At 56.5% G+C, this 22,969-nt stretch carries 25 protein-coding genes, 2 tRNA genes and 1 riboswitch; of the genes, 13 read left to right on the plus strand and 14 right to left on the minus strand.

Annotated elements, in window-relative coordinates; translation table 11 throughout:
- Window positions 1-175 precede the first annotated feature (175 nt).
- The 4 genes from GOW04_RS21300 to GOW04_RS21315 all read right to left on the minus strand — a co-directional run bounded on the left by GOW04_RS21300 (window position 176) and on the right by GOW04_RS21315 (window position 3,012).
- Window positions 176-1,075, minus strand: coding sequence for a hypothetical protein (locus tag GOW04_RS21300; RefSeq protein ID WP_254430229.1), 900 nt, complete (start codon window positions 1,073-1,075; stop codon window positions 176-178).
- A 135-nt stretch (window positions 1,076-1,210) separates the two neighbouring features.
- A complete protein-coding gene (locus tag GOW04_RS21305; RefSeq protein ID WP_254430230.1) occupies window positions 1,211-2,038 on the minus strand; it encodes a class I SAM-dependent methyltransferase in 828 nt (275 codons plus the stop codon).
- A 180-nt stretch (window positions 2,039-2,218) separates the two neighbouring features.
- Window positions 2,219-2,677 (minus strand): GFA family protein, encoded by a 459-nt coding sequence (locus GOW04_RS21310; RefSeq protein ID WP_152456702.1) that lies wholly within the window; start codon window positions 2,675-2,677, stop codon window positions 2,219-2,221.
- A gap of 41 nt (window positions 2,678-2,718) precedes the next feature.
- Complete coding sequence (locus tag GOW04_RS21315; protein ID WP_152456701.1) at window positions 2,719-3,012, minus strand: putative quinol monooxygenase; 294 nt, start codon at window positions 3,010-3,012, stop codon at window positions 2,719-2,721.
- Between the two features lie 361 nt (window positions 3,013-3,373).
- Here GOW04_RS21315 and GOW04_RS21320 point away from each other — a divergent pair, with 361 nt between their 5' ends.
- Complete coding sequence (locus tag GOW04_RS21320) at window positions 3,374-3,673, plus strand: hypothetical protein (protein ID WP_171233945.1); 300 nt, start codon at window positions 3,374-3,376, stop codon at window positions 3,671-3,673.
- A gap of 237 nt (window positions 3,674-3,910) precedes the next feature.
- Entirely contained in the window at window positions 3,911-4,156 is a 246-nt protein-coding gene (locus GOW04_RS21325) for a hypothetical protein (protein ID WP_171233946.1), read from the plus strand.
- Between the two features lie 446 nt (window positions 4,157-4,602).
- Here the strand turns inward: GOW04_RS21325 and GOW04_RS21330 are convergent.
- Window positions 4,603-4,678 (minus strand) — tRNA-Lys (locus GOW04_RS21330).
- A 210-nt stretch (window positions 4,679-4,888) separates the two neighbouring features.
- Between GOW04_RS21330 and dapF the strand changes: the two genes are divergently transcribed.
- Window positions 4,889-5,731 carry a diaminopimelate epimerase gene (dapF, locus tag GOW04_RS21335; protein ID WP_171233947.1) on the plus strand — a complete coding sequence of 281 codons (843 nt, stop codon included), beginning with the start codon at window positions 4,889-4,891 and terminating at the stop codon, window positions 5,729-5,731.
- A complete protein-coding gene (gene mtaB, locus GOW04_RS21340) occupies window positions 5,728-6,984 on the plus strand; it encodes a tRNA (N(6)-L-threonylcarbamoyladenosine(37)-C(2))-methylthiotransferase MtaB (protein ID WP_171233948.1) in 1,257 nt (418 codons plus the stop codon). The genes dapF and mtaB overlap by 4 nt, the downstream gene beginning before the upstream one ends.
- Before the next feature lie 145 nt (window positions 6,985-7,129).
- Here the strand turns inward: mtaB and GOW04_RS21345 are convergent, their stop codons facing one another.
- The 3 genes from GOW04_RS21345 to petA are packed head-to-tail and all read right to left on the minus strand — an operon-like array spanning window position 7,130 to window position 9,870.
- Window positions 7,130-7,921 (minus strand): cytochrome c1, encoded by a 792-nt coding sequence (locus GOW04_RS21345; protein ID WP_171233949.1) that lies wholly within the window; start codon window positions 7,919-7,921, stop codon window positions 7,130-7,132.
- A 17-nt stretch (window positions 7,922-7,938) separates the two neighbouring features.
- The gene (petB, locus tag GOW04_RS21350) at window positions 7,939-9,270 is read right to left on the minus strand and encodes a cytochrome b (RefSeq protein ID WP_152459512.1); all 1,332 of its coding nucleotides are present in this window, start codon (window positions 9,268-9,270) and stop codon (window positions 7,939-7,941) included.
- Window positions 9,271-9,285: 15 nt separating this feature from the next.
- Window positions 9,286-9,870, minus strand: coding sequence for a ubiquinol-cytochrome c reductase iron-sulfur subunit (gene petA, locus GOW04_RS21355; protein WP_152459513.1), 585 nt, complete (start codon window positions 9,868-9,870; stop codon window positions 9,286-9,288).
- A 462-nt stretch (window positions 9,871-10,332) separates the two neighbouring features.
- Here petA and GOW04_RS21360 point away from each other — a divergent pair, with 462 nt between their 5' ends.
- Entirely contained in the window at window positions 10,333-10,779 is a 447-nt protein-coding gene (locus GOW04_RS21360; protein WP_171116931.1) for a cytochrome c family protein, read from the plus strand.
- Between the two features lie 19 nt (window positions 10,780-10,798).
- On the opposite strand, the gene GOW04_RS21365 is transcribed toward GOW04_RS21360, so the two are convergent.
- Window positions 10,799-11,410 (minus strand): FMN-binding negative transcriptional regulator, encoded by a 612-nt coding sequence (locus GOW04_RS21365; protein WP_171116933.1) that lies wholly within the window; start codon window positions 11,408-11,410, stop codon window positions 10,799-10,801.
- Between the two features lie 54 nt (window positions 11,411-11,464).
- Window positions 11,465-11,664: riboswitch (FMN riboswitch) on the plus strand.
- 119 nt (window positions 11,665-11,783) lie between these two features.
- Between GOW04_RS21365 and GOW04_RS21370 the strand changes: the two genes are divergently transcribed.
- From GOW04_RS21370 to cobO, 5 genes are all read left to right on the plus strand, one after another.
- The gene (locus GOW04_RS21370) at window positions 11,784-12,224 is read left to right on the plus strand and encodes a 6,7-dimethyl-8-ribityllumazine synthase (protein WP_170347485.1); all 441 of its coding nucleotides are present in this window, start codon (window positions 11,784-11,786) and stop codon (window positions 12,222-12,224) included.
- A 118-nt stretch (window positions 12,225-12,342) separates the two neighbouring features.
- The gene (gene aroC, locus GOW04_RS21375) at window positions 12,343-13,443 is read left to right on the plus strand and encodes a chorismate synthase (protein WP_171233950.1); all 1,101 of its coding nucleotides are present in this window, start codon (window positions 12,343-12,345) and stop codon (window positions 13,441-13,443) included.
- Window positions 13,427-14,089, plus strand: coding sequence for an HD domain-containing protein (locus GOW04_RS21380; protein ID WP_371814431.1), 663 nt, complete (start codon window positions 13,427-13,429; stop codon window positions 14,087-14,089). Before aroC ends, GOW04_RS21380 begins: the two co-directional genes overlap by 17 nt.
- Window positions 14,090-14,134: 45 nt before the next feature.
- Window positions 14,135-15,070 carry a DMT family transporter gene (locus GOW04_RS21385; RefSeq protein ID WP_171233951.1) on the plus strand — a complete coding sequence of 312 codons (936 nt, stop codon included), beginning with the start codon at window positions 14,135-14,137 and terminating at the stop codon, window positions 15,068-15,070.
- Between the two features lie 56 nt (window positions 15,071-15,126).
- Entirely contained in the window at window positions 15,127-15,726 is a 600-nt protein-coding gene (cobO, locus tag GOW04_RS21390) for a cob(I)yrinic acid a,c-diamide adenosyltransferase (RefSeq protein ID WP_171233952.1), read from the plus strand.
- A 74-nt stretch (window positions 15,727-15,800) separates the two neighbouring features.
- Here cobO and arsB read toward each other — a convergent pair whose 3' ends face one another.
- The 4 genes from arsB to GOW04_RS21410 are packed head-to-tail and all read right to left on the minus strand — an operon-like array spanning window position 15,801 to window position 19,901.
- A complete protein-coding gene (gene arsB, locus GOW04_RS21395) occupies window positions 15,801-16,820 on the minus strand; it encodes an ACR3 family arsenite efflux transporter (protein WP_171233953.1) in 1,020 nt (339 codons plus the stop codon).
- Window positions 16,817-18,082 carry an organoarsenical effux MFS transporter ArsJ gene (gene arsJ / locus GOW04_RS21400; RefSeq protein WP_171233954.1) on the minus strand — a complete coding sequence of 422 codons (1,266 nt, stop codon included), beginning with the start codon at window positions 18,080-18,082 and terminating at the stop codon, window positions 16,817-16,819. The genes arsB and arsJ overlap by 4 nt, the downstream gene beginning before the upstream one ends.
- Window positions 18,079-19,077, minus strand: a complete 999-nt coding sequence (locus GOW04_RS21405; RefSeq protein WP_171233955.1) for an ArsJ-associated glyceraldehyde-3-phosphate dehydrogenase — start codon at window positions 19,075-19,077, stop codon at window positions 18,079-18,081. Before GOW04_RS21405 ends, arsJ begins: the two co-directional genes overlap by 4 nt.
- Window positions 19,074-19,901, minus strand: a complete 828-nt coding sequence (locus GOW04_RS21410) for a helix-turn-helix domain-containing protein (RefSeq protein ID WP_171233956.1) — start codon at window positions 19,899-19,901, stop codon at window positions 19,074-19,076. Before GOW04_RS21410 ends, GOW04_RS21405 begins: the two co-directional genes overlap by 4 nt.
- Window positions 19,902-20,136: 235 nt before the next feature.
- Between GOW04_RS21410 and GOW04_RS21415 the strand changes: the two genes are divergently transcribed.
- Window positions 20,137-20,212 (plus strand) — tRNA-Thr (locus tag GOW04_RS21415).
- A gap of 243 nt (window positions 20,213-20,455) precedes the next feature.
- Here the strand turns inward: GOW04_RS21415 and GOW04_RS21420 are convergent.
- Window positions 20,456-21,076, minus strand: a complete 621-nt coding sequence (locus tag GOW04_RS21420) for a hypothetical protein (RefSeq protein ID WP_171116949.1) — start codon at window positions 21,074-21,076, stop codon at window positions 20,456-20,458.
- Window positions 21,077-21,330: 254 nt separating this feature from the next.
- Here GOW04_RS21420 and GOW04_RS21425 point away from each other — a divergent pair, with 254 nt between their 5' ends.
- Together GOW04_RS21425 and GOW04_RS21430 are read left to right on the plus strand one after the other, a co-directional pair.
- A complete protein-coding gene (locus GOW04_RS21425) occupies window positions 21,331-22,674 on the plus strand; it encodes an amidohydrolase family protein (RefSeq protein WP_171116950.1) in 1,344 nt (447 codons plus the stop codon).
- A 114-nt stretch (window positions 22,675-22,788) separates the two neighbouring features.
- On the plus strand, window positions 22,789-22,969 hold a 181-nt coding region (locus GOW04_RS21430; RefSeq protein WP_171233957.1), incomplete at its 3' end, for a hypothetical protein.

Consider the following 22,969-nt stretch of genomic DNA (forward strand, 5'->3'; position numbering starts at 1 on the left):
CTCCGTTCAGCGCATCACTTTCTGCGTCAGCAACACGTTGTTTTTCAACAGAATCGGCGGAAAGCAGACCTTCGCTGCACTTGGGATGAACGCCCCCTATGTGGACAAATTAGACGCGTGAACTCAGCCGCGAGAAAACTCCGCACACAACTGGCAAACTGGCTCAATGCTGTGATCAGAACCTGACTCTGAACGCCAGCCCAACCAATGGCGCTGTTTCATAGCTCTGACGACTAATTTCCAATCCATTCGCATCATCTAGCGTCAGGCGGCCGTCAAATTCTGCGCCAGCAAAGACACTTAATGAAACCCCAGGGTTCGGGTTGTATCCAACAGATAGAACTACAGGGATACTCTTATCCTCACCCACACCATTCGGGGCAAGGCCATCCCCATCCAACCTGAATCGAATCCTTTCCGATCGCGCGGTCAACGAAATGTCCAAGGTGTCATTCAACGCGTAACTCAGTGTCAGTCCGGGACCTTGCGTCGCTCCTACACCAGAGCCAGTATTCAAGTTCCAGCGATCGTTTATGTCCCAGTCGATCAGCAGGGCTGGAAAAAAATCTGTGCCGCTTTCGTCAAATTGAGAAAACGCGCCAAAGGCCGGACCTATCGTCAAGCGCTCGCTCAGTTGCCAAGCAATTCCTGCAAAAATACCATGGGTTCTTCCTTCAGATGAGGAGGCCCCGCTTTGATAGTCCCATCTGATCTGTGGCGACACAAAAATTGTTGCTGTATCACTCACTCGAAGCCGCACAGGAACGGCGACGCGGAGGTCACGGATGTTTTCCCATGGCTGGTTGTTCGATTGGCTGAAGCGATAATCCAGTTTGCCAAAGCTGGTGGAAAACCCAACTGAATTTCCTCCGTCCAGATTGTATAGTGCGGTCGCACGAAGAAATGTTCGACTTGCAGAGAATTCGCCACCGCCGCTCAAATCCGCATCCCCTTGAAAAGCGGCAAGCCCATCAACCTGATACGCCCAACCTAGCCGCGGCTGTGCAGTCAACGGAAACGCTGTGAAACATAGGGAAATAGTTCCAAAGCAACACGTTAGAATAAGGTTTTTCATATGACGTTTCCTAAGTGACGCTGGTTCCCTTTCGGGTTGCCACTCCTGAACCAGCGGTTCAAGTGCTTTCAAGTCTGTTATGCGGACAAAGCTGCTGTTCGAAGAGCGTGCGCAATCGTCAAAGGTTCGAAAAAGTTAGCGGCGAACGGCTGATATGATGACAGACGGGGCCGGGACAAGAAAACCGCCATTGTGCATGTTGCCTAAAGAGCGAGTGCGTTCCGCCAGATCAGAGCGAATTGAATCTCGTTTCATAGCAGGTTGCGATCTTAATAGTGATGCCGCGCGAACGGCACCCTGGTCAAATGCATCAAACAAGTCCTCAGGGTGTTGTACGTGCAATTCAGAAGGCACATCGAACAACTGAAACTCTGCAAATCCCGCTTGAGTGACCATAGGCTCAGCAGAAGAACGGTCGGCAAGCATATGGGCATCCGGTCCTAAAGGCAGTTCTACAGACGGATCGCCCAGTCGCCCAACCGCATCGAACAACCAACCGAAAGCACCATCTGATCCTTTCCCCTTCCAGATTGAAAACGCGATTCGCCCTCCTGGTCTCAAAACCCTTGCCGCCTCCGCCAAACCGCGTCCAGGATCGGGAAAGTGCGGGACACCAAAACCAATAGTGACGGCGTCAAAGCTGCTATCAGCAAAGTCCATTGACATCGCATCTCCTTGAATGAAGGAAGCGTCTGGCACAGCTGATTGAGCAAGAGATATCATAACTCCCGAGAAGTCGAGCCCCGTTACGGATGCCCCTCTTGCCGACAGTTCTGCAGCAACAACACCATGCCCGGTGCATAAATCAAGAACCGTTGACTTGGGTCCTGCGGAAACCGCATCCGAGAGCCTCTGCGCAACAAGGCGAGTGGCTTGGTGAAATCCATCTGCATAACCTTTGGCGATAGCTGGATTGGCCCAGCCTTCGCGCTCCATCTTTTTAAAATCACTTAGGCCGTTCATGCACCCTCCAAGCCGGGCCAGAGTAGCATCAACGTTTTTTTACACCAACAGAAGCGTTCTTTGCGCCAAATGGTAGCCTCGCTAAAGCGTCCGCACTGATCTCAATGGCTGCGTTCGCCATAGTTTTGCGAACGACCGAAATACGGACAAAGCTGCCATTCGGCCCGAGCGACTGGCCCGTCAGGATAGAGCTATCTCCAAACGGTCCAACGCATTGGGCGGCCACACCTCATCGAATTTGTAAAATTCCTCAAAGATAGGAATGTCTTTGCTGAGTGGCACCCAGGCCTGCTTGCTGTTGGTGAAAATCTGTACATCCGGAGGACATTGATCCGGGTTGTTCAATGTTCCGACGCGCACGTACCTTAGCTTGCCAAGGCGGATCATGTAGCTGCTAAAAACGGCGACGCCACAATCTCTACAGCGCGTAATGATCTGACCTTTCCCGCTTGGAGTAGAGAGCTCATGTTCAGTGATTGGCCCCTCAAACTGCACGCGATCTGCCTCAATGATGGCGTTCAAGACGTAGGCCGCTCCGGTTTGTCGCTGACATTCGCCGCAGTGGCAGCAATGCACGAACATGGGTGGTGACGTCATTTGATACGTTACGGCTCCGCAACCGCATTTCCCCTTGATCATTGTTTCCCCCTAATTGCTTCTTTGCATTCAAGCCATCGCTCTTATTGAACCAGTTCATAATGCTTGATCGAACGCGACTCGACCAATTCGGCTTCCGCCGGATCGATATGCGGGCTCTGGTAGTTATCGCCGACAAAAGCCTTTAGTGACTCCAGGTTTTCCCAAATCATCACAAAGCTGAACTCTCGCGGTGTGTCAGCACGTGCGGCACCAGGAAACACTTGAACGATGCCCTTGGTACCTCTCATCAAGGGGATAGCTGTTTCATGGAAGAACTTGCTGAACTCTTCCTCTTTGCCCGGCCGTGTCACGACCTGAAAAATACGCATGATCATTCATCCGACCTCCGTAAAGTACGGTTCCTGAATGTATGAGCGCCTCTGGTTCTGCGACCATATCATTTCGTTCCGAGATTGTCTGCTTTGGGCTCGTTGCAGTCATCTGACCAATTCTGTTGGATGATTTCTTTCTGCCAAATTGCCGTCGTCGCGTGACCGCAACCACGCCGGTGATTCAGTCGAGGAATCGATTCTCAAAGACCAGATCACGCATTGTCACGACCCTTCGGTCACAACTACCCTATACCACTTCCTGATTTTCAATGACTTAACAACCATGAGAGTCACGTCTTCCCAGTGTCCGACTAGATGCTTTTGGTCTTCTGACACTCAGATTAATCGCCGGAAGCGGGACAGAGTGTCGGCACTATTGCTGCTGATTTACACTGGAAGTCGCATCAGCGAGATTCTGACGCTGCGCTGGGGCTATGTAACGTCGCACCATCTGGAATTGCAGGGCAGCAAGACCGGAAGCCGCCGCATTCCTCTACCGAGAGAAGCCTATGACATCCTGATGGAATTGCCTCGTCAACCGGGAAATCCATGTATAAAATTAAGCGCTTCTGACAGTGGACCGCGAAATGACCTGAAAAAATCGCGGCGGCGCATACGTAAGTCGGCGGGCTTGGACGATGTCCGTATCTACACCCCCAATTGACCCTTCTGATACATCTCAGAGCTGCGTGTGGCGTGTTGCAGGGAACGGCTTGCCATAGATCGTTGGCAGATCAGGACGTGGTCCCAGTTCGATGCTTTTTTCGGCGATGTCATAGCCGAGGCGTTAAAGTAGATACGATACTGCGAGCCTGATCTTGACGATGGCAACCACGCGCGGTGGTCTAACCATACAATGTAGGGCTTGGTTGCTGGATCATCCGAGGATGACCTACTGGAAATGCGCAGCCACATCGACACCACAAGCGTTAAGCGCGCGCATCGCTATCAGCATATTGGGTTGATAACGACGCAATTGGCAGGTCTTGGAGTTACACTGGCCGCACTTGAAGGCATTCAGGAAAATGAGCTTAGTGATTCTATCGACAGTGTTAGAGCCAAGCTCGCAGAGAGCATTAAGGCGGATCCTCAGCAAGCCGCAAAGAAACTGCATGAAGCCAAGAACAAATTCCGGTTCAAAGCGTAAACTGCCGACGAGGACCCACCTACTTTTGAACTGCGTCCGCGTGGGAAGTTTGCTCACTTAGCAGCCATTGGTGCGTTACTTCAATGCTGAGTTTGCAAAGTGCCACCTTCAAGGTAACCAACCCATCATTAAGCAAGACCCAACCTTTCGCTTCAAGTCGACACCAGCGCGACAACTTGCCTGCAACGTGAGATGTTCTAGGGTGTTAGTATTTGCACGCGACAATAAAACGCCAATCTGTGCGTTGTTGGTTTAGAAAAACTCTTCGCGTGGTCAAAAATAGTCAAAATAGCAATGCCTTAAGTGTTTACTTGAAAGAATAAGACTACACATTCAACGAAACGGTTTTGTACACGTTTCTTCGTCAATCTATGCCGCGTGGTTGCTTGGTGGTTGCTGTAGGCGTGAGAAAATCTCGTCTATTCTTGCTAACTCTTTGAAAAAAGTGGTGAGCCGTGCAGGATTCGAACCTGCGACCCACTGATTAAAAGTCAGTTGCTCTACCAACTGAGCTAACGGCCCACTCTTTTGTTGGATCTGTCGATCCGTGGCGCTCTTTACGGCAATTCCCCGACCGGGTTCAAGCCCTTATTTCGCGCCTCGTTTCGCCGTAACAACGCGTGTTTCCGGCAACCCGATAGGCGGCCTAATTAGGCAGGTGGCGCTGGAGGGTCAACCCCTTTTTTGAGGAATCTTCGCGACAGGGTGGATTCATGTTCGGACCGACGTTATATGCCCGCCATGCAACAGAGACTCGACACCGGACTGCCGTTCATGAAGATGCACGGGCTGGGCAATGACTTTGTCATTGTTGACGCACGCGCACAGGATGCCCCGATCACGCCGGAACTGGCCCGGGGAATCGGGCATCGGCAATTTGGTGTGGGATTCGATCAGTTGGCCGTTATCGAAAAAGGTGAAGCCGACGCGCATCTGGTGTTCTACAATTCCGATGGATCAACCTCTGCCGCCTGCGGCAACGCCACCCGCTGTATTGCACGGTTGCTTATGGATGAGACGGGGCGCTCTGCCCTGAAGCTCACCACGGAACGGGGAACCCTTCATGCGCGGGATGCCGGCGATGGGCTCACTTCGGTCAACATGGGGCACCCGCAGCTGAACTGGCGCGAAGTTCCTCTGGCAGAAGAGATGGACACGCTGGAATTGCCAATCGAAGGCACCCCTACGGCAACGGGAATGGGCAACCCGCATTGCACGTTCTTCGTTGACAACGCCGAAGCGATCCCGTTGGCAGAATTCGGCGCGCGTTACGAATACCACCCGCTTTATCCCGAACGCACTAATGTCCAGGTGGCCCAGGTCATTGGCCCGGATCACATCCGTATGCGCGTCTGGGAGCGCGGAGTAGGCATCACTTTGGCATCTGGGTCTTCATCCTGTGCAACAGCCGTGGCTGCCGCGCGACGGGGGCTGACCGGTCGCAAGGTGCGGATTGATTTGGATGGTGGCACGCTTTGGGTCGACTGGCGCGACGATGGTGTCTGGATGACCGGCCCGACATGTCACGTTTTCTCTGGCACTCTGACGCCTGAATTTCTGAGGTCGCTGGGATGAACCCGCCCAAGTTCACCACGTTGGGCTGTCGCCTGAACGCATATGAAACCGAGGCGATGAAAGAGCTGTCGCAACAGGCCGGTCTGACAGACGCTGTGGTGGTGAACACATGCGCAGTGACGGCTGAGGCCGTGCGCAAGGCCCGGCAGGAGATCCGCAAGCTACGGCGCGAGAATCCGAATGCCCGTCTGATCGTCACAGGCTGTGCCGCCCAGACCGAGCCCGAAACCTTTGCCCGGATGGACGAGGTCGATGCGGTCATCGGCAACACTGAAAAGATGCGCCCCGAGACCTGGCAAGGCATGGCTGCCGATTTCATCGGCCAGACCGAGGCGGTGCAGGTCGATGACATCATGTCGGTCACCGAAACCGCAGGCCACCTGATCGACGGGTTCGGCACCCGCTCGCGCGCCTATGTGCAGGTTCAGAACGGCTGTGACCACCGCTGTACCTTCTGCATCATTCCCTATGGCCGGGGCAACTCGCGCAGCGTGCCAGCCGGTGTGGTGGTGGATCAGATCAAGCGGCTTGTCGACAAGGGCTATAACGAGGTCGTGCTGACCGGGGTCGATCTTACATCCTGGGGTGCCGACCTGCCCGCAAGTCCAAAACTGGGCGATCTGGTCATGCGCATCCTCAAGCTGGTGCCGGATTTGCCACGCCTGCGGATCAGTTCGATCGATTCGATCGAGGTGGATGAGAATCTGATGCAGGCCATCGCAACCGAACCGCGCCTGATGCCGCACCTACATCTGTCGCTACAGCATGGCGACGATCTGATTCTAAAGCGCATGAAACGCCGCCATCTGCGGGACGACGCCATCCGCTTTACCGAAGAGGCACGCAAGCTGCGCCCCGACATGACCTTTGGCGCGGATATCATCGCAGGCTTCCCGACCGAGTCCGAAGCGCATTTCGAAAACTCGCTGAAGCTGATCACCGACTGCGACCTGACCTGGCTGCATGTCTTCCCCTATTCCAAGCGTGAAGGAACACCGGCAGCTCGCATACCGCAACAGGTGAATGGAACGGTCATCAAGGATCGCGCCGCCCGCCTACGCGCGGCAGGCGACGCTCAGGTCACAAAGCACTTGTCGCAGCAAATCGGCAAGACCCATCACATCCTGATGGAAAACGCCCATATGGGCCGGACCGAACAGTTCACCGAGGTTTCGTTCAAAGCACCTCAACCCGAAGGCGAGATCGTACGCGCTGCTATAACCGGGCAGACCGTGACCCAACTCACGGCCTGATTACCTTCATCAGGCAAGAAAGACCCCGGTGAAGAACTGGCTAATGGCCAAGAAGGGGGGCAAGGGCCCGTGACCCGTTCTGGTAACAAAAACCCCCGCAACCGGATGGCGCGGGGGTTTCAATTTATGCTTACTGAAAAGGGTCTCAGTCCTCTTTACGAAGTTTGCCCTTATGCGGAGCCCACAGGCGCTTGTTGACCAGATAGAGAAGCACCGACAGAACGGTCAGGAAAATCACGCCAACAAAGCCAGCGTTCTTGCGCTCCATCATCTTCGGCTCGGCCGCCCACATCAGGAACGCCGAGACGTCCTCTGACATGTGTTCGACAGAGTTCGAGTGCCCGTCGGCGAACTCGACCTGTTCATCCGCCAGCGGCGGTGCCATCGAAATCCAGCCGCCGGGGAAGGCCTTGTTTTCGTAGAGGACAGTTCCTGCCTCTTCCTTCTCTTCACCAGTATAGCCGTCCAACAGTGAGGCTATGTACTCGGCTCCGCCCATGCCTTTGACCAGCTGATTGATGCCCAGACCGTAAGGTCCGTGGAAGCCCGCGCGGGCCTTGGCCATCAGGCTCAGGTCCGGTGCGCCGACACCGTTGTTGGCCGGGAAGTGGTCAGTCGGAATCGCCGGGCGGAAATCGTCCAGCTCGGGATCGAACACTTCGAAGTTGTCGGCCGCATAGGCGATGACTTCTTCTTCCGAATAGCCCAGCGCTTCCAGATCGCGCAGAGGCACATATTGCAGACCGTGGCAGGCCGCGCAGACCTCGGTATAGATCTGCAGGCCGCGCTGCAGCTGATGCTGGTCCCAGGTACCGAAGGGGCCTTCGAACGAGAAGTCAAAGTCTTCGATATGCTGCTCACCCCCACCTGCTGCATTGGATGCAACAGGGGTCAGGGCCAAGGCAAACGCGGCGCCGATTGCAAGTTTCTTGAACATGTTTCCGGTCCCTCTTCTTACTCGGCCGGCGTGGCTTTGGCGTCAGCCTTGCCATAATGCGCGTTGAAGTCTTCTTCGATGGTCTCGGGCTGTGCCAGAGGCTTCTCGATCACTCCGAGGATCGGCAGGATCACGAAGAAATAGGCGAACCAGTAGGCGGACGCGATGAGCGAGAAGGTCGCATAGGGCTCTTCCGCGGGCATCGCACCCAGCCACATCAGGGCAAAGAAGTCGATGACCAGCAGGTAGAACCACCATTTGAACATCGGACGGTACTTACCCGAACGCACGTTAGACGTGTCCAGCCAAGGCGCCAGCGCCATGGCCAGGATCGCGCCGAACATCGCAAGAACACCGAAGAACTTGGCATCGATGATACCGCCGGTGATGAAGCTGGCGAATTGAACGACCCAGACCTCACCGGTAAACGCGCGCAGGATCGCGTAGAACGGCAGGAAGTACCATTCGGGAACGATGTGTGCAGGTGTCACCAGAGGGTTGGCTTCGATGTAGTTGTCGGGGTGGCCCAGATAGTTCGGCATAAAGCCCACGACGGCCCAGAACACGACCAGGATCACGGCCAGGGCGAAGAGATCCTTGATCACGAAGTACGGCCAGAACGGCAGCGTGTCTTTCTCGGCCTCAGCTTTCGAGCCCCGGCGCACTTCAACACCTGTCGGGTTGTTGTTGCCGGTGGTGTGGAAGGCCCAGATATGCACCACAACCAATGCCGCAATGATAAACGGCAGCAGATAGTGCAACGAGAAGAAGCGGTTCAGCGTGGCGTTGTCCACGGCGGGCCCGCCCAGCAACCAGGTCTGAAGCGCGTCACCAACAAACGGGATCGCACCAAACAGGCCGGTGATCACGGTTGCACCCCAGAAGGACATCTGACCCCAAGGCAGAACATAGCCCATGAAGGCGGTGCCCATCATCATCAGGTAGATCAGCATACCAATGATCCACGTGATCTCACGCGGGGCTTTGTACGAGCCATAATACAGGCCGCGGAACATATGGATGTAAACCGCCACAAAGAACAGCGATGCGCCATTCATGTGCAGATAGCGGATAAAGTGACCGCCATTCACGTTGCGCATGATGTGCTCGATGCTGGCAAAGGCCAGATCAACATGCGGGGTATAGTGCATCACCAAAACGATACCGGTGATGATTTGCAGCGCCAGGCAGAATGCCAGAACGATGCCCCAGATCCACCACCAGTTCAGGTTCTTGGGGGTCGGGATCATAAGGGTATCGTACAGCAGGCCGACAATCGGCAGGCGGCTGTTCAGCCACTTCTCGCCGTTTGTCTTCGGCTCGTAATGATCGTGGGGAATTCCGGACATAAGTTTGGGTCTCCCTTAGCCGAGTTTGATTGTGCTGTTGTCCACCCATTCTGCGGGCGGGACAGGCAGGTTCTCAGGCGCGGGGCCTTTACGGATACGACCGGCGAGGTCGTAGTGCGAACCGTGGCACGGGCAGAACCAGCCACCGAAGTCGCCGGCATCCCCCAAAGGCACACAGCCGAGGTGCGTACAAACGCCCATCTGAACGATCCAGGCACCCGGCGCTTCGCCTTCCGGTGACGGCATGACGCGGTTTGCGTCAGTCGCAGGCGCATCTGCGCTCAGGTTGAAGTTGCGTGCAAGCGGATCTGGCAGCGCATCTACACCTTCGGCGTCCTGTTCCTGGGCTTCCTGAATCTCGGCACCGGTGCGGTGACGGACAAAAACGGGTTTTCCCAGCCATTTTACCGTCAGTTGCGTGCCCGGCTCGACGCCGCTCACATCCACACGGATCGAGGACAGCGCCTGAACGTCTGCCGACGGGTTCATTTGGTTGATCAGTGGCCATACGGCTGCACCCGTTGCAACGACACCTGCGCCGCCAGCGACGTAGTACAGGAAATCTCTGCGGGTGCCTTCGTGGTCTTCTGCGTGGGACACGAGGTTATCTCCGATTATCTGGCGCCCGCGGACGGGCAAATAGCTCGCGCACCGCACGAATGCGGTGTCTTAACCGCGCTTACTATCGGGGAGAATAGTGTTCGTCCAGCGTTCATAAACGCGCAATACGCCGCATGTGTCCCTTCATGCACGTGACGAGGGGCTTTTTTTGGTGATTCTCGTCCGCAACTTTGCCTGCGGCTTCGAATCAACGAGGTTTGATTCGAACCTCGAACTCCGTTTTGCAGGCGAAATCCAGCCCGATTCTAACCACCAGTCGGCCAGTCATTTGAGAGCGTATTCTTGACAATCAGCATCACGAAGCAGCGATTGTCTGTTGGGTAAATCATATTCGCCAAATAGATGATTTAAATCGAAAATTGAGCGCAATTACACAGTTGCACTTTTTCCGTGAATACCGGACAGCGCGAAAATCGCGCGAACTCCTGCAAGGAGACCCCTATGTCAAAAGTCACTCTGGCCACTGCAATATTCACATTGGCCCTGTCCTCGCAAACACTTGCAGCAGGTGATCCTGCGAAAGGCGAGGCGATGTACAACCGCTGTTCATCGTGTCATGCGATCATCAAGGACGGCGAAGTACTGGTCAAAGGCGGAATCACCGGCCCGAATCTCTATGGCGTCGTCGGACGTGTCGCCGGGTCCGAAAAAGACTATCGCTATGGCAGCGAGCGCCTGCCGGTCGGTATGTTCACCGATGACATGATCCGCGCCGGCGAAGAAGGTCTGATCTGGACCGAAGAAAACATCGCCGCCTATTCCAAAGACCCCATCGGTTTCATCAAAGAGTATCTGGATGACGAAACCGCCCGCCCGAACATGAGCGTCAAGCTTAGGAAAGGCGCGGAAGATATCGCCGCCTATCTGGCGACTTTCAGTTCCGAGTAATCCTGTTTCCCGGTGCTGGTTACGCCTTGTGCATCAAGGCGGCCAGCTGACCGGTTTCACTGCCAAATCCGCCGGGCACTTTGTCGGCGGCAGCGATTCTTGCATCCTCCGGCTTGTTCTGGCCCAGTTTCCAGGTGCCCTGGATATCCTCTACCTGCATCCGGCATGGTACGATCATCCGCATCATTCTGGCCAACGCGTCATCAGACATTTTCCCGGTGACCCATGGCGCTTTGGGCAGCAGTCGATCTTCAAAGAATGCGGTTTGTCGATCCAGCAAATCACGCAGCTCGTCCTGCGGGCGCAGTTCAAGCTGTCCGGTCAGGTGCACGGCGACATAGTTCCACGTCGGAACTTGATCGGCGACACCGTACCAGTCGGGCGAGACATAGCCATCAGGCCCCTGCACCGCGATCCTGACCTCTTTCGGCCCGTGCAGCATACGGACAATGGGGTTTGATCGCACCAGATGAAGATCGACCACCGCACCGTCCTCAGACAGCAGAAAGGGCACGTGACTGATCAATGGCGCGCCGTCGCCGGAAATCGCCAGAACGCCAAAAGCCCGGTCACGGGCGAATTCAATATGACGCGCTCGATCCTCGACGCGGAAGGCTGGATTTGGGTGCATGGGCGACCTCCTGCCAAATCTCTTGCAGATGGGGTTGGTTCTTGGCAAGGTCTGCCTCGTTCTCAGGGCGGGGTGGAATTCCCCACCGGCGGTATGCGGGCCATGACCCGCAAGCCCGCGAGCGGCTCTGCCGTGTCCACGATCCGAACGGCAAAGGCCGGTATTTGGACAAAGTGTGGAACCACGAAAGAGTGTCAGCAGATCTGGTGAGAGGCCAGAGCCGACGGTCAAAGTCCGGATGGAAGAGAACGTGCAAGCCGTGCCGGTGAACCGGCGCGCCTGCTCGTGATCGCCTTGGGTGACGTGTCATGCCGGGCTGGCAGCGAAGGTTTTCGCGACCGCCAGCGGGCCACCGAACTGAAAGGAGATCACGATGACACACACCCGCTATGCTTTTGTCAAAGCCAACTGGCATTCCGACATCGTCGACCGCGCGCTGGACGGATTTCTTGAACTGATCCCGGCCGATCAGGTCGATGTTTTCGACGTACCCGGCGCGTTCGAGATGCCGCTGCTGGCCCGCGATCTGGCCCAAACCGGCCGCTACGCCGCTGTCGCCTGCGCCGCATTTGTCGTGGATGGCGGCATTTACCGTCACGACTTCGTGGCCCAGGCCGTCGTGGACGGTTTGATGCGCGCCGGCATGGATACAGGCGTGCCGGTCCTGTCCGTTTCCCTGACGCCGCACCAGTACCAGGAGACGGATCACCACAACGCCATCTACCGTGCGCATTTTGTCGAGAAAGGCCGCGAAGCAGCACAAGCCGCGCTGAAAATCACAGCGACCCGAGCGGTGCTGACGCAGGCCGCCTGATCTTCATCTTTTCAAAAATATTCATTCGCGCCACCGCAAGGTGGCGCCCACCAATTCGCAAATCCCCTTGAGGCTCAAGGCGCTCCCCGCTAATCACGATCCCAAAGGAGCCCGCCCCATGTCGATGAACAGTTTTGGCCATCTATTCCGTGTTACCACTTGGGGTGAAAGCCATGGACCCGCCTTGGGTGCCACCGTTGACGGCTGTCCGCCGGGTGTCACCATCGACGAGACCATGATCCAGCACTGGCTGGACAAGCGCAAACCGGGGCAGAACAAGTTTACCACCCAGCGGCGCGAACCCGATCAGGTGAAAATCCTGTCCGGTGTGTTCGAAGGGCAAACCACCGGAACGCCTGTGCAGCTGATGATCGAAAACACCGATCAGCGCTCGAAAGACTATGGCGATATCATGGACAAGTTCCGCCCGGGCCATGCCGATATCACCTATTGGCAGAAATACGGGATCCGGGATTATCGCGGCGGCGGGCGGAGTTCTGCACGCGAAACAGCCGCGCGTGTGGCTGCGGGTGGATTGGCGCGTGAGGCGATCAAACAGATCGCACGCAACGTGCAGATCACCGGGTACATGACCCAGATCGGGCCGCACAAGATCGAGCGCGACAATTTCGACTGGTCCCAGATCGAACAGAACCCGTTCTGGACACCGGATGCGCAAGCCGCCGAGACGTGGGCCACCTATCTGGACGATCTGCGCAAGTCCGGCAACTCGGTTGGCGCAATTGTCGAAGTTGTGGCGCGCGGCGTGCCCGCAGGGCTTGGCGCGCCGGTTTACGCCAAGTTAGACACTGATCTAGCTGCTGCGATGATGTCGATCAACGCGGTCAAAGGCGTCGAAATCGGCGAAGGCATGGCCGCGGCTGAACTGACGGGCGAGGCCAATGCCGACGAAATATTCATGGGGCAGAACGGACCTCAATACAGCTCGAACCATGCGGGCGGGATTCTGGGCGGCATTTCTACCGGGCAGGACATCGTCGTGCGCTTTGCGGTCAAGCCGACCTCGTCGATTCTGACCACACGCAAAACCATCACCAAATCAGGCGAAGAGACCGAGATCATCACCAAGGGCCGTCACGACCCTTGTGTTGGTATTCGCGCGGTCCCGGTAGGAGAGGCGATGATGGCCTGCGTGATCCTCGACCACCTGCTGTTGCATCGCGGCCAGATCGGAGAGAACCGTGGACGGATCGGCTGATCTGCGCACCCGCCTGCGGGCTGTGGTCGCACATCGCATGGAAACGGATCCGGCCCATGATTTGGCCCATCTGGATCGTGTTTGGACCAACGCCCGGGCCATCGCTGATGATCAAACCGATATGTCCGTGCTGCTGGCCGCAAGTTATCTGCACGATCTTGTGAATCTGCCCAAGGACGATCCCGACCGGCATCTTGCCTCGCGCAGATCCGCAGCGGAATCAGAGCCTATTCTTAAGGAAATCGGGTTTGAGGCCGATCAGGTCCGTGCGATCCAGCACGCGATCGAAGCCCATAGTTTTTCGGCCGATATCCCCCCTGAGACGATCGAGGCGCGGATTCTGCGCGATGCGGACCGCCTTGATGCCCTGGGCGCCATCGGTATCGCCCGCAACTTTTCCGTTTCCGGGGCCTTGGGGCGTACTCTTTACCATCCTGCGGACCCTTTTGCCCAAGCCCGGCCACTGGATGACCTTCATTTCTCGCTTGACCACTGGAAGGTGAAACTGCTGCGCCTGCCAGGTGACATGTTGACCGAGACCGGAAGGCGGATTGCAGAACAACGCACCGCGCGCATGATCCGCTTTCTTGAAGAATTCGCCGAAGAGATCGGCTGCTCCTTGCCGCAATCTTGGGCGAATTGCTGAATCCACCCGTTGATCTTTGCCCGTCAAAGACGCAGGTTCGCGCCGATGACAAAACCCTTAACTTCGCATCGACCTCTGCTTGCCGTAACGCTGAAGCTGTGCGCCTTGTTCCTGTTCACGTCGATGTCCGCGCTGGTCAAAGCACTTTCAGATGAATTCCCGCCGGGCCAATTGGTGTTTTTTCGGTCCCTGTTCGCAATCCCCGTGATCATTCTTTGGCTCATCGCGCTGGGAGAGTTGTCGAAAGGCTTTGTGGTCAAGAAACCCATGGGCCATTTCTGGCGCGGTGTTCTGGGAACAAGCGCCATGGGTCTTACCTTTACCGGCCTCAGCCTGTTGCCCCTGCCGGAAGTCACTGCCATCGGGTACGCGACACCGATCTTCACCCTGATTCTGGCCGCCGTCATGCTGGGCGAACGGATTCGGCTTATTCGTATCGGCGCTGTGGCTTTGGGTCTGCTGGGCGTCCTGATCATGATCTGGCCACGTCTTGGCACCACCGAGATGGAGGTCGCCGCCACCATCGGCGCGGTGTGCGTGCTGGGCGCAACCCTCGCACGTGCCTTCGTTCAGATCCATATCCGGCAATTGGTCAAGGTCGATCACCCTGCGGCCATCGTGTTCTATTTCTCGATGACCGCGACGCTTCTGTCGGCCCTGACCGCGTTCTGGGGCTGGACGATGCCGACAGTAAATCAGGCTCTAATACTGATCATGATGGGCCTGATCGGCGGCGTCGCGCAGATTTTGGTCACATCTTCCTATCGGTTTGGTCAGGCCTCGATGCTGGCACCTTATGACTATGCAACGATGCTTTTTGCGATCGTGATAGGCTATGTCTGGTTCGACGAACTGCCAACGCTTGCAATCCTGATCGGGGCCGCGCTGGTGATTGCAGGCAATGTTGTCGTCATCTGGCGCGAACACCAGTTGGGGCTGGAGCGCGGCAAGGCCCGGTCGGTTACAGACCCCAAAGCATGACTTTACCTTTTGCAATCTTCCCCTAGGTTGGGCCGAACAGTCAAAGAGGTTCCCAAATGAGCGACGCGCAGGATCACAAGGAAAAGATGCAGAAGGTGCAGGCCCAGCACCGCAAGAAAGTGTCCGAGGCCGTGGATCCAGGCCGCGGTCTGGTCCTGATCAATACCGGCAAGGGCAAAGGCAAGTCCTCGGCCGCGTTCGGCGTGGTCATTCGTGCCTTGGGCTGGGGCCAGAAGGTTGCTGTGGTGCAGTTCATCAAGGGCAAATGGAAAACCGGAGAGCGCCGTTTCTTCGAAGAGCGTGATCTGGTGACATGGCATACGATGGGCGAAGGTTTTACCTGGGACACACAGGACCGGGAGCGCGATATTGCAGCTGCCAATGCCGCCTTCGACAAGGCCTGCGCCCTGATGTCCAGCGGCGAATACGATCTGGTTGTGCTGGACGAGATCAACATCGCCCTGCGTTACGAATACCTGTCGGTCGAACAGGTCATCGAAGGTTTGAACGCGCGCTCGGAAAAGACCAGCGTATTCCTGACTGGCCGCGACGCGCCGAACGCGCTGCGTGAGTATGCTGATCTGGTCACGGAAATGACCGAGGAGAAACACCCGTTCCAAGCGGGCATCAAAGCACAGCGCGGCGTGGATTTCTGAAGCAGCGTTGCTGCAAGGTTGGCGGTTCATAGCCGCCAGTTCCGATTATCGCCCTGCCGCGTTGACCGATTCTGTCATGTCGCAGGTTCCGGGAAACGCTGGCGTGTTCGGTTGGCGAAAGCCACAAGCGACAGCATCACCGGCACTTCGACCAGGACCCCCACAACCGTCGCCAGTGCCGCGCCGGAATGAAGACCGAACAAGCTGATTGCGACGGCAACGGCCAATTCGAAGAAATTCGATGTCCCGATCATGGCACAGGGCGCTGCGATCCGGTGGGGAACCTTCAGCGCATAAGCGGCGCCATAGGCAATGGCAAAAATACCATAGCTTTGGATCAGAATGGGAACGGCGATCAGAATGATGACCGTAGGTTTCGCCAGAATGGTCTCACCTTGCAGGCCGAACAGGATGACCACGGTTGCAATCAATCCCATGACAGACCACGGCTTTACCCGCGAAGAGAAGGCTTCTATCGCTTGTTTAGAGCCTAATTTGCGGCGCGTGATCAACCCAGCGAAAAGCGGCAGCACCACATAAAGGACCGTGGCCAAAACCAAAGTCTGCCACGGCACTTCGATGTCGGTGACACCCAGCAAAAAGGCCACGATCGGCGCAAATGCCACGACCATGATCAGATCATTGACCGAGACCTGAACCAGCGCGTATGTCGCGTCGCCTCTGGTTAGCTGCGACCATACAAACACCATGGCGGTGCAAGGGGCGGCCCCCAGCAGGATCAGGCCGGCAGTGTATTGCGCGGCATCTTCGGGCACGATCCAGGGCGCGAAGACATAGTCGAAAAACAGGACGGCCAGCAGTGCCATGGTGAAAGGCTTTATCAGCCAGTTCACCACCAGCGTCACAATCAGACCACGTGGCTGGCGGGCGACTCCGGCGACTGCACCGAAATCGACGTTGACCATCATCGGGTAGACCATTGCCCAGATCAGCACTGCCACCACCAGGTTGACGCTGGCAATTTCGGCGCTTGCCACCTGCTGCACCAGCCCCGGCGCGGCCAGCCCGATCAGGACGCCACCGATCATCGCAAGTGCAACCCAGATCGTGAGATATCGTTCAAAAATGCTCATGACTGCGCCTCAGCCGTTTGATCCGTAAGTTTGCCAGAGGTCAGCGCGGCAAGCCCGACCATCACGGCCGCTGTGCCCAGCACCATAGGCAGCCCCCCGACCTGATAGGTCAGGCCAGACAAGACGGTGCCGGCCAACCGCCCCGTCGCATTTGCCATGTAATAAAAGCCGACATCCATCGTCACACGCTCGGACCGGGTGAAGGCAAGAATAAGATAGGAATGCAGCGATGAGTTGACCGCGAAGATCGCACCAAAGACCAAAAGCCCGGCGACCAGCGTCAGGGTCAGCCAGGTCTCGGGCCCATTTGACAGCAAAACTGCCAGTGTCAGAGCCGCAGGAACACAGAACAGGATCGCCGCCCAGCTGCGTGCGGCACGGATCAGATCACCTTCGGTTCGATCTGACGCACGAAGAATCCTTGGCGCGTTGGCTTGCACGGCGCCATAGAGGATGATCCACACCGCCATGAATGTTCCGATCATAAAGAACGCGGCCCGATTGCCCTCTTCGGTGCCATCTGAAAGAACAGCATAGAAATAGATCGGGATGCCGACCACGAACCAGACGTCCCGCGCACCGAACAGGAAGACACGCGCCGCGGACAACCAGTTCACATTCGCGGATTTTGAAAAAACCTCAGAGAACTTTGCGCCCTTGCGCCCTTTCGGCAGGCCCGCTGGCATGAACAACATCACCGCGACCAGGATCACCGCCAGAGCGGCGGCCATGGCAAGCACTGCCGGAATGAAGCCCAGTGTTGCAAGCATGGCGGCACCCAACAGGAATCCCAGCCCTTTGACCGCGTTTTTCGAACCCGTCAGAACCGCAACCCATCGAAACAACGCGCCTCCTTCGGAAGGAGCCAGCAATTTGACCGCCGATTTCGAAGACATCTTGGCCAGATCCTTGGCCACTCCGCTGGCCCCTTGCACGATCATGACAAAAGTGACCGAAGCCGCGACGGTCCAGTTCGGATCAAGCTGCGTCATGGCGAGCAACGCGACAATCTGCACCCCCAACCCTGCATAGAGGGTGGAGGTCAGCCCGAACCGTGCGGCGATCCAGCCGGCGGACAGGTTGGTGACAATCCCGGCGATTTCATAAAGCACAAACAGATAGGCAAGCTGCACCGGCGAGAAGCCCAGGGTATGAAAGTGCAACAGCACCAACATCCTGAGCGCCCCGTCGGTCAGCATGAAGGCCCAATAGGCAGCCGTGACCGCGATATAGGCCGACAGTCCTTCGGGGCGTTGCGTCACAATGATGCCCCGACCATCAGCGCGACATCCACCAGCCGATGCGCATAGCCCATCTCGTTGTCGTACCACGCATAGATTTTCACCTGCGTCCCGTTCACAACCATGGTCGAGGGCGCATCGACGATCGAAGAGCGTTCGTCATTGGTGTAATCGGTGGACACCAGCGGGCGGCTCTCATAGCCCAGAATGCCCTTCAGTTCGCCCTCGGCAGCGGCTTTGAAGAAGGCGTTGACCTCTTCAACGGTGGTTTCACGCTCAACCTCGAACACGCAATCGGTCAGCGAGGCGTTCAGCAACGGCACCCGAACCGCATGGCCGTTCAGACGACCTTTGAGTTCCGGATAGATCAGAGTGATGGCCGTGGCCGACCCGGTCGTGGTCGGGATCAAAGAGTTCAGGGCCGAGCGTGCGCGCCTGAGATCCTTGGCAGGCCGATCCACGATTGTCTGTGTATTGGTTACGTCGTGAATCGTCGTCATCGATCCATGGCGGATGCCCAGGTTTTCGTGAATGACCTTCACGACAGGCGCAAGACAGTTTGTCGTGCACGAGGCCGCCGTCACGATCTTATGCGCCGCGGGGTCGTAGGTTCCGTCATTCACACCCATGACGATATTGGCCGTCGACCCGTCCTTGACCGGAGCAGAGACAACAACCTTCTTCACCCCAGCGTCAAAATACGGTGCCAGCTTCGCTTCGGTCTTGAACACGCCGGTGCAGTCGATCACCACATCAACACCGTCCAGCGGCAACGCGCTCAGGTCTTTTGTGCCAACGAACGGCAGGCGGGTACCGTTGACCGTGATGCTGTCTGCATCATGGTCGAATTCCGCGTCCCAGCGCCCATGGACTGTGTCGAACTCCAGCAGATGCGCATGCATCTCGGGATCACCGACGGCATCGTTGATCCAGGCTATCTTTGCGCCTTTTTCAAGCAAGGGCTTCAGGGCCAGTTTTCCCATACGGCCAAGGCCGTTCAGTGCGTAGGTGGTCATTTCGTTTCCTCGGTAGGCGTGCGCCCGATTTCATCGACGGCGGATTGCAATGCGATCCGGTCAAGGCTTTCGACCGGCAATGACGAAAAGGCCTGAATCCGGCGCTTCAGTGCGCCGTAGGCGGTTTGAAAGGCCAGGCTTTTCTCGGCGTCGGTACCTTCGGCCTTGACCGGATCTTCCACGCCCCAATGGCCACTTATCGGTTGACCCTCCCAAGCCGGGCATTCCTCGTTGGCGGCCTGATTGCAGACAGTAAAGACAAAATCCATGACGGGCGCGTCCGGCGCCGAAAACTCGGACAGATTCTTCGGCCGCAGGACCGAGATATCGTGCCCCTTGTCGCGCAGAACCTGCACAGCAAAGGGATTGAGTTCTGAACTGGGCCGCGTCCCGGCTGAATAAACGTTGAACCGGTCGCCGCCGATCTGTCGCAGCAAGGATTCGGCAAAAATCGAACGGGCTGAGTTGCCGGAACAAATGAACAGTACATTGAACTTTCGGTTCGTCGCGGTGTCTTTGGGAAAGGGCATGCAAATATCCGGGCGGCCGCGGCAGCAATCCAAGATCAGGAAATCGAGCATTTGCTGCACAGTTTTCATTTCAATCGAATAGAGCAGAGACGTCCCGGATCGTTCCTGTTTCACCAGCCCCGACCGCTGCAAAGCATTCAGATAGTTCGACATGGTGCTGGGCTTGATATCCAGCTCTGCCGCCAGCTCGCCTGCGGGAACCCTGTCAGGAAACCGTCGCATCAACATGCGAAACACGGTGATGCGCTGCGGGTGGCCAAGGATGGTCAATTGATCGGTTATCTGTTCTATCATATTTCATGAATTATTGAAATATAGCGAGCGAGTCAATTTCATTCCGCGTCGTCACAAAAAATTCACGGATCAGAGCGCCAATTTGAAAGATTGGCCGCAGGCTTTCGGTTCACAACTTAAGGCCCGGCCGTGCTGAGCAACGCCAAAACGGTTACAACCGGGCTTGCAGGCGCCAGACTGACAGTTTAAACGAAGCTTCGCATCCGGTCATAATGTGTTCGGTATGACCTACGGTGCCGCTGTAGCTCAGCTGGTAGAGCACGTCATTCGTAATGATGGGGTCGGGGGTTCGAGTCCCTTCAGCGGCACCAAATCTCAGATGTAAATATTTGATTTAAAAGGTATTATCAGTTTTCCTGCCCTTTCTATCCACCCCGATATCCACCCTTTGTAACACCGTGTCCGCGTTTTCCGATGGATATTTAGGGATTCCGAAGGTTGGTGACTGTTGGTGTAAACAAATGTTGAACTGCGGAAGCACGCGAAAGCCTGAACGGCGGGTCTAGCGAAAGAAGCACGGTGAAGAATTCACCGCCCCCCGAAGTGCTCTGAGTTCACGTTGCCTTAAGGTTAACTGCCAGCCTACCCAAGTATCGCAGCAGCGACTTGTTCGACATTTCCTCCCAATGCTCCAACTCCGCAACAAGGCGATAATACGTGCGCCAGTGCATCCCCTTCGGCTTCGTTCCTTCCATCAGATCCGGATCGTTCAACCAACCCAGGCGTTCGCGTATTTTATCAGCACGCCTTTGGTTACGTTGAAAAGTAGTTTCTCGCTGGGACGGATATGCGAGTTGGTGGCAATGACGACACGCGAAAATACGCCCACCATAGAGCTTAGCGACACGTCGACCGCAACCGCGCGCTGGGCAAGCGAACCAGTAGCGATGGCCCCCGTAATGACAAGGCTGAGAAAGCAATCGCACCGGGTAGTCGAGGCTCTCCCACTCGTCGCCGTGGTCTCGGCTGCGATAGATGAGTCTCACACACCCATGCTCTGCCAGTACATCGATGCTGGCGACTTTTTTGCCTTCGATAGACCATTGCCATGAAAAGCGTCGTCCAGGCGTCAGAAAGCCCTCACGCGCCCAGCGCCGCGCATCGATGCTGCGATAGTCGGAAGTCGTGTTCTTTGCTCCCCAATGCCAGTGCCGACCACTTCCAATACCGCCCATCTGCTTCTCCAGATTTTATCGAAATCATAAGGGAGAAGCTTCCGCAAAGAAAGAGATGTTCTTACTATGTTCTTATGTCGGTATTTGTACAACGCACTCAAAGCGGACGTTCTTGCAAAGCAGGATGACCTGCAGTTCAACGCCTTAAAAACTCTATACCTTACGTCACCCTTTTCATCGGGTTTACCGGATGGTTTTACACGCGCGCCTGAGGTAGCCTTCAACAACTTCTTCGTCATCTTGAGGGTTAAGTTATGATCACCAAACGCGCATTTTTGTCCAGTCTCGCATCGACCACTGCGCTGGCGCTGGTCCCGGCGCGAGTCCGTGCTCAAGCCCCGGATGCCACGCTCTTCACGAACGTGCGTGTTTATGACGGGATGTCCGATGAATTGACCGAGCTCACGAACGTCCTTGTCGAAGGGGAAGTGATCAAGGATGTCTCGCCCGCTGCCGATGCTGCGCAAGAGGTGCCGCGCATCGATGGGGATGGGCGGACCCTGATGCCGGGGCTCCTCGACATGCACGTACACCTACAGTGGAACCAGGACCCAGCTGGCTTCCTGACGGCACGTCCAGATTACATTGCTGCATTGGCATTGAGCGAAAGTGAAGCCACCCTGATGCGTGGCTTTACCAGTGTTCGAGATACCGGTGGCGGCATTCTCGGTTTGGCTCGCGCCATAGACGAAGGCCTCCACCCCGGCCCGCGTATTCAGGCGTCAAACGCTGCGATCTCAATGACCGCCGGTCATGGCGACCTTCGGCCGCGGTCTGTGCGTCCGAGAGCCTTCGGCGGGCCGCCGTTCACGGAAGCGGAGCGACTTGGGATCACACTTTTTGCAGACGGAGTTCCTGAAGTTCTGGCGGCTGCACGCGAGCAGTTTCGGCAGGGTGCGCACTTCATCAAAGTCTTTTCAGGTGGCGCCGTGACCGGCCTCTACGACCCATTGGATATCAACGAGTTTTCGCCGGCAGAACTCGAAGCGGCAGTAGACGAGGCCAAACGTTGGAACACTTACGCGACCTCGCACGCATACATGGACACATCGGTTCGGGCGGCTATTGAGGCAGGTTACCAATGTATCGAACACTGCAACCTCATGACGCCCGAGTCGATGGAGTTGGCCGTGGAAAAAGGCGTCTGGCTTTCAACCCAGGTTGGCTTCTTCGCGGCAGACATTCCGGCAGGGTTCTCGCCCGCCCAAGCAGAGCGCCAACAGATGGCGTTTGATGGTCTCGATGCCATGCTTCGACTAGCGCGAGAATCTGGCGCCAAGATTGCACTCGGAACAGACTTCGTCGGATCGAGGGAAACGAAAGCAACGCAGTTGGAGGAATTGCAGCTCAGGACGCCATGGTTCAGCAACGCCGAGATTCTGCGGCAGGCGACAGGTCTGAATGGACAGCTTTGGGACCTGACCGGCCCGCGTAATCCCTACCAGGCTGGTCCAGTCGGTGTCATCCAACCCGGAGCCTACGCCGATATTCTGCTCGTGGACGGAGACCCGATTGCCGACCTTACGGTCATGGCCTCTGCGGACAATTTCGATGTGATTATGAAGAACGGCAAAGTTCACAAGAACAATCTGGCCTGAGCCATTTGCCAAGGGTCAAGATAGACACTGGTGTTGCACGCGAATGACCGAAGAGTCCGCCTTGCTGACCTTGATGCCGATTGAACCGACTCAATGACCTACTGAAACCGTCAGATGACCGGTCTGAGCCCAAAGCGGCAGATTGCTGCACCTATTTCGAATGTCCGCTTCCGGACTGCCGCCCAGGATAAAGAAACAGACTATCTCGATAATGCGGATAACGGCATCAAAGTTGGCCTGACAAAGTGGCAACGCTATTGGAGTGCTTTAGTCAATGCAGAGACCAGCGCGTTCG

It is taken from the genome of Ruegeria sp. HKCCA4812, assembly GCF_013034245.1.
Lineage (GTDB): Bacteria > Pseudomonadota > Alphaproteobacteria > Rhodobacterales > Rhodobacteraceae > Ruegeria.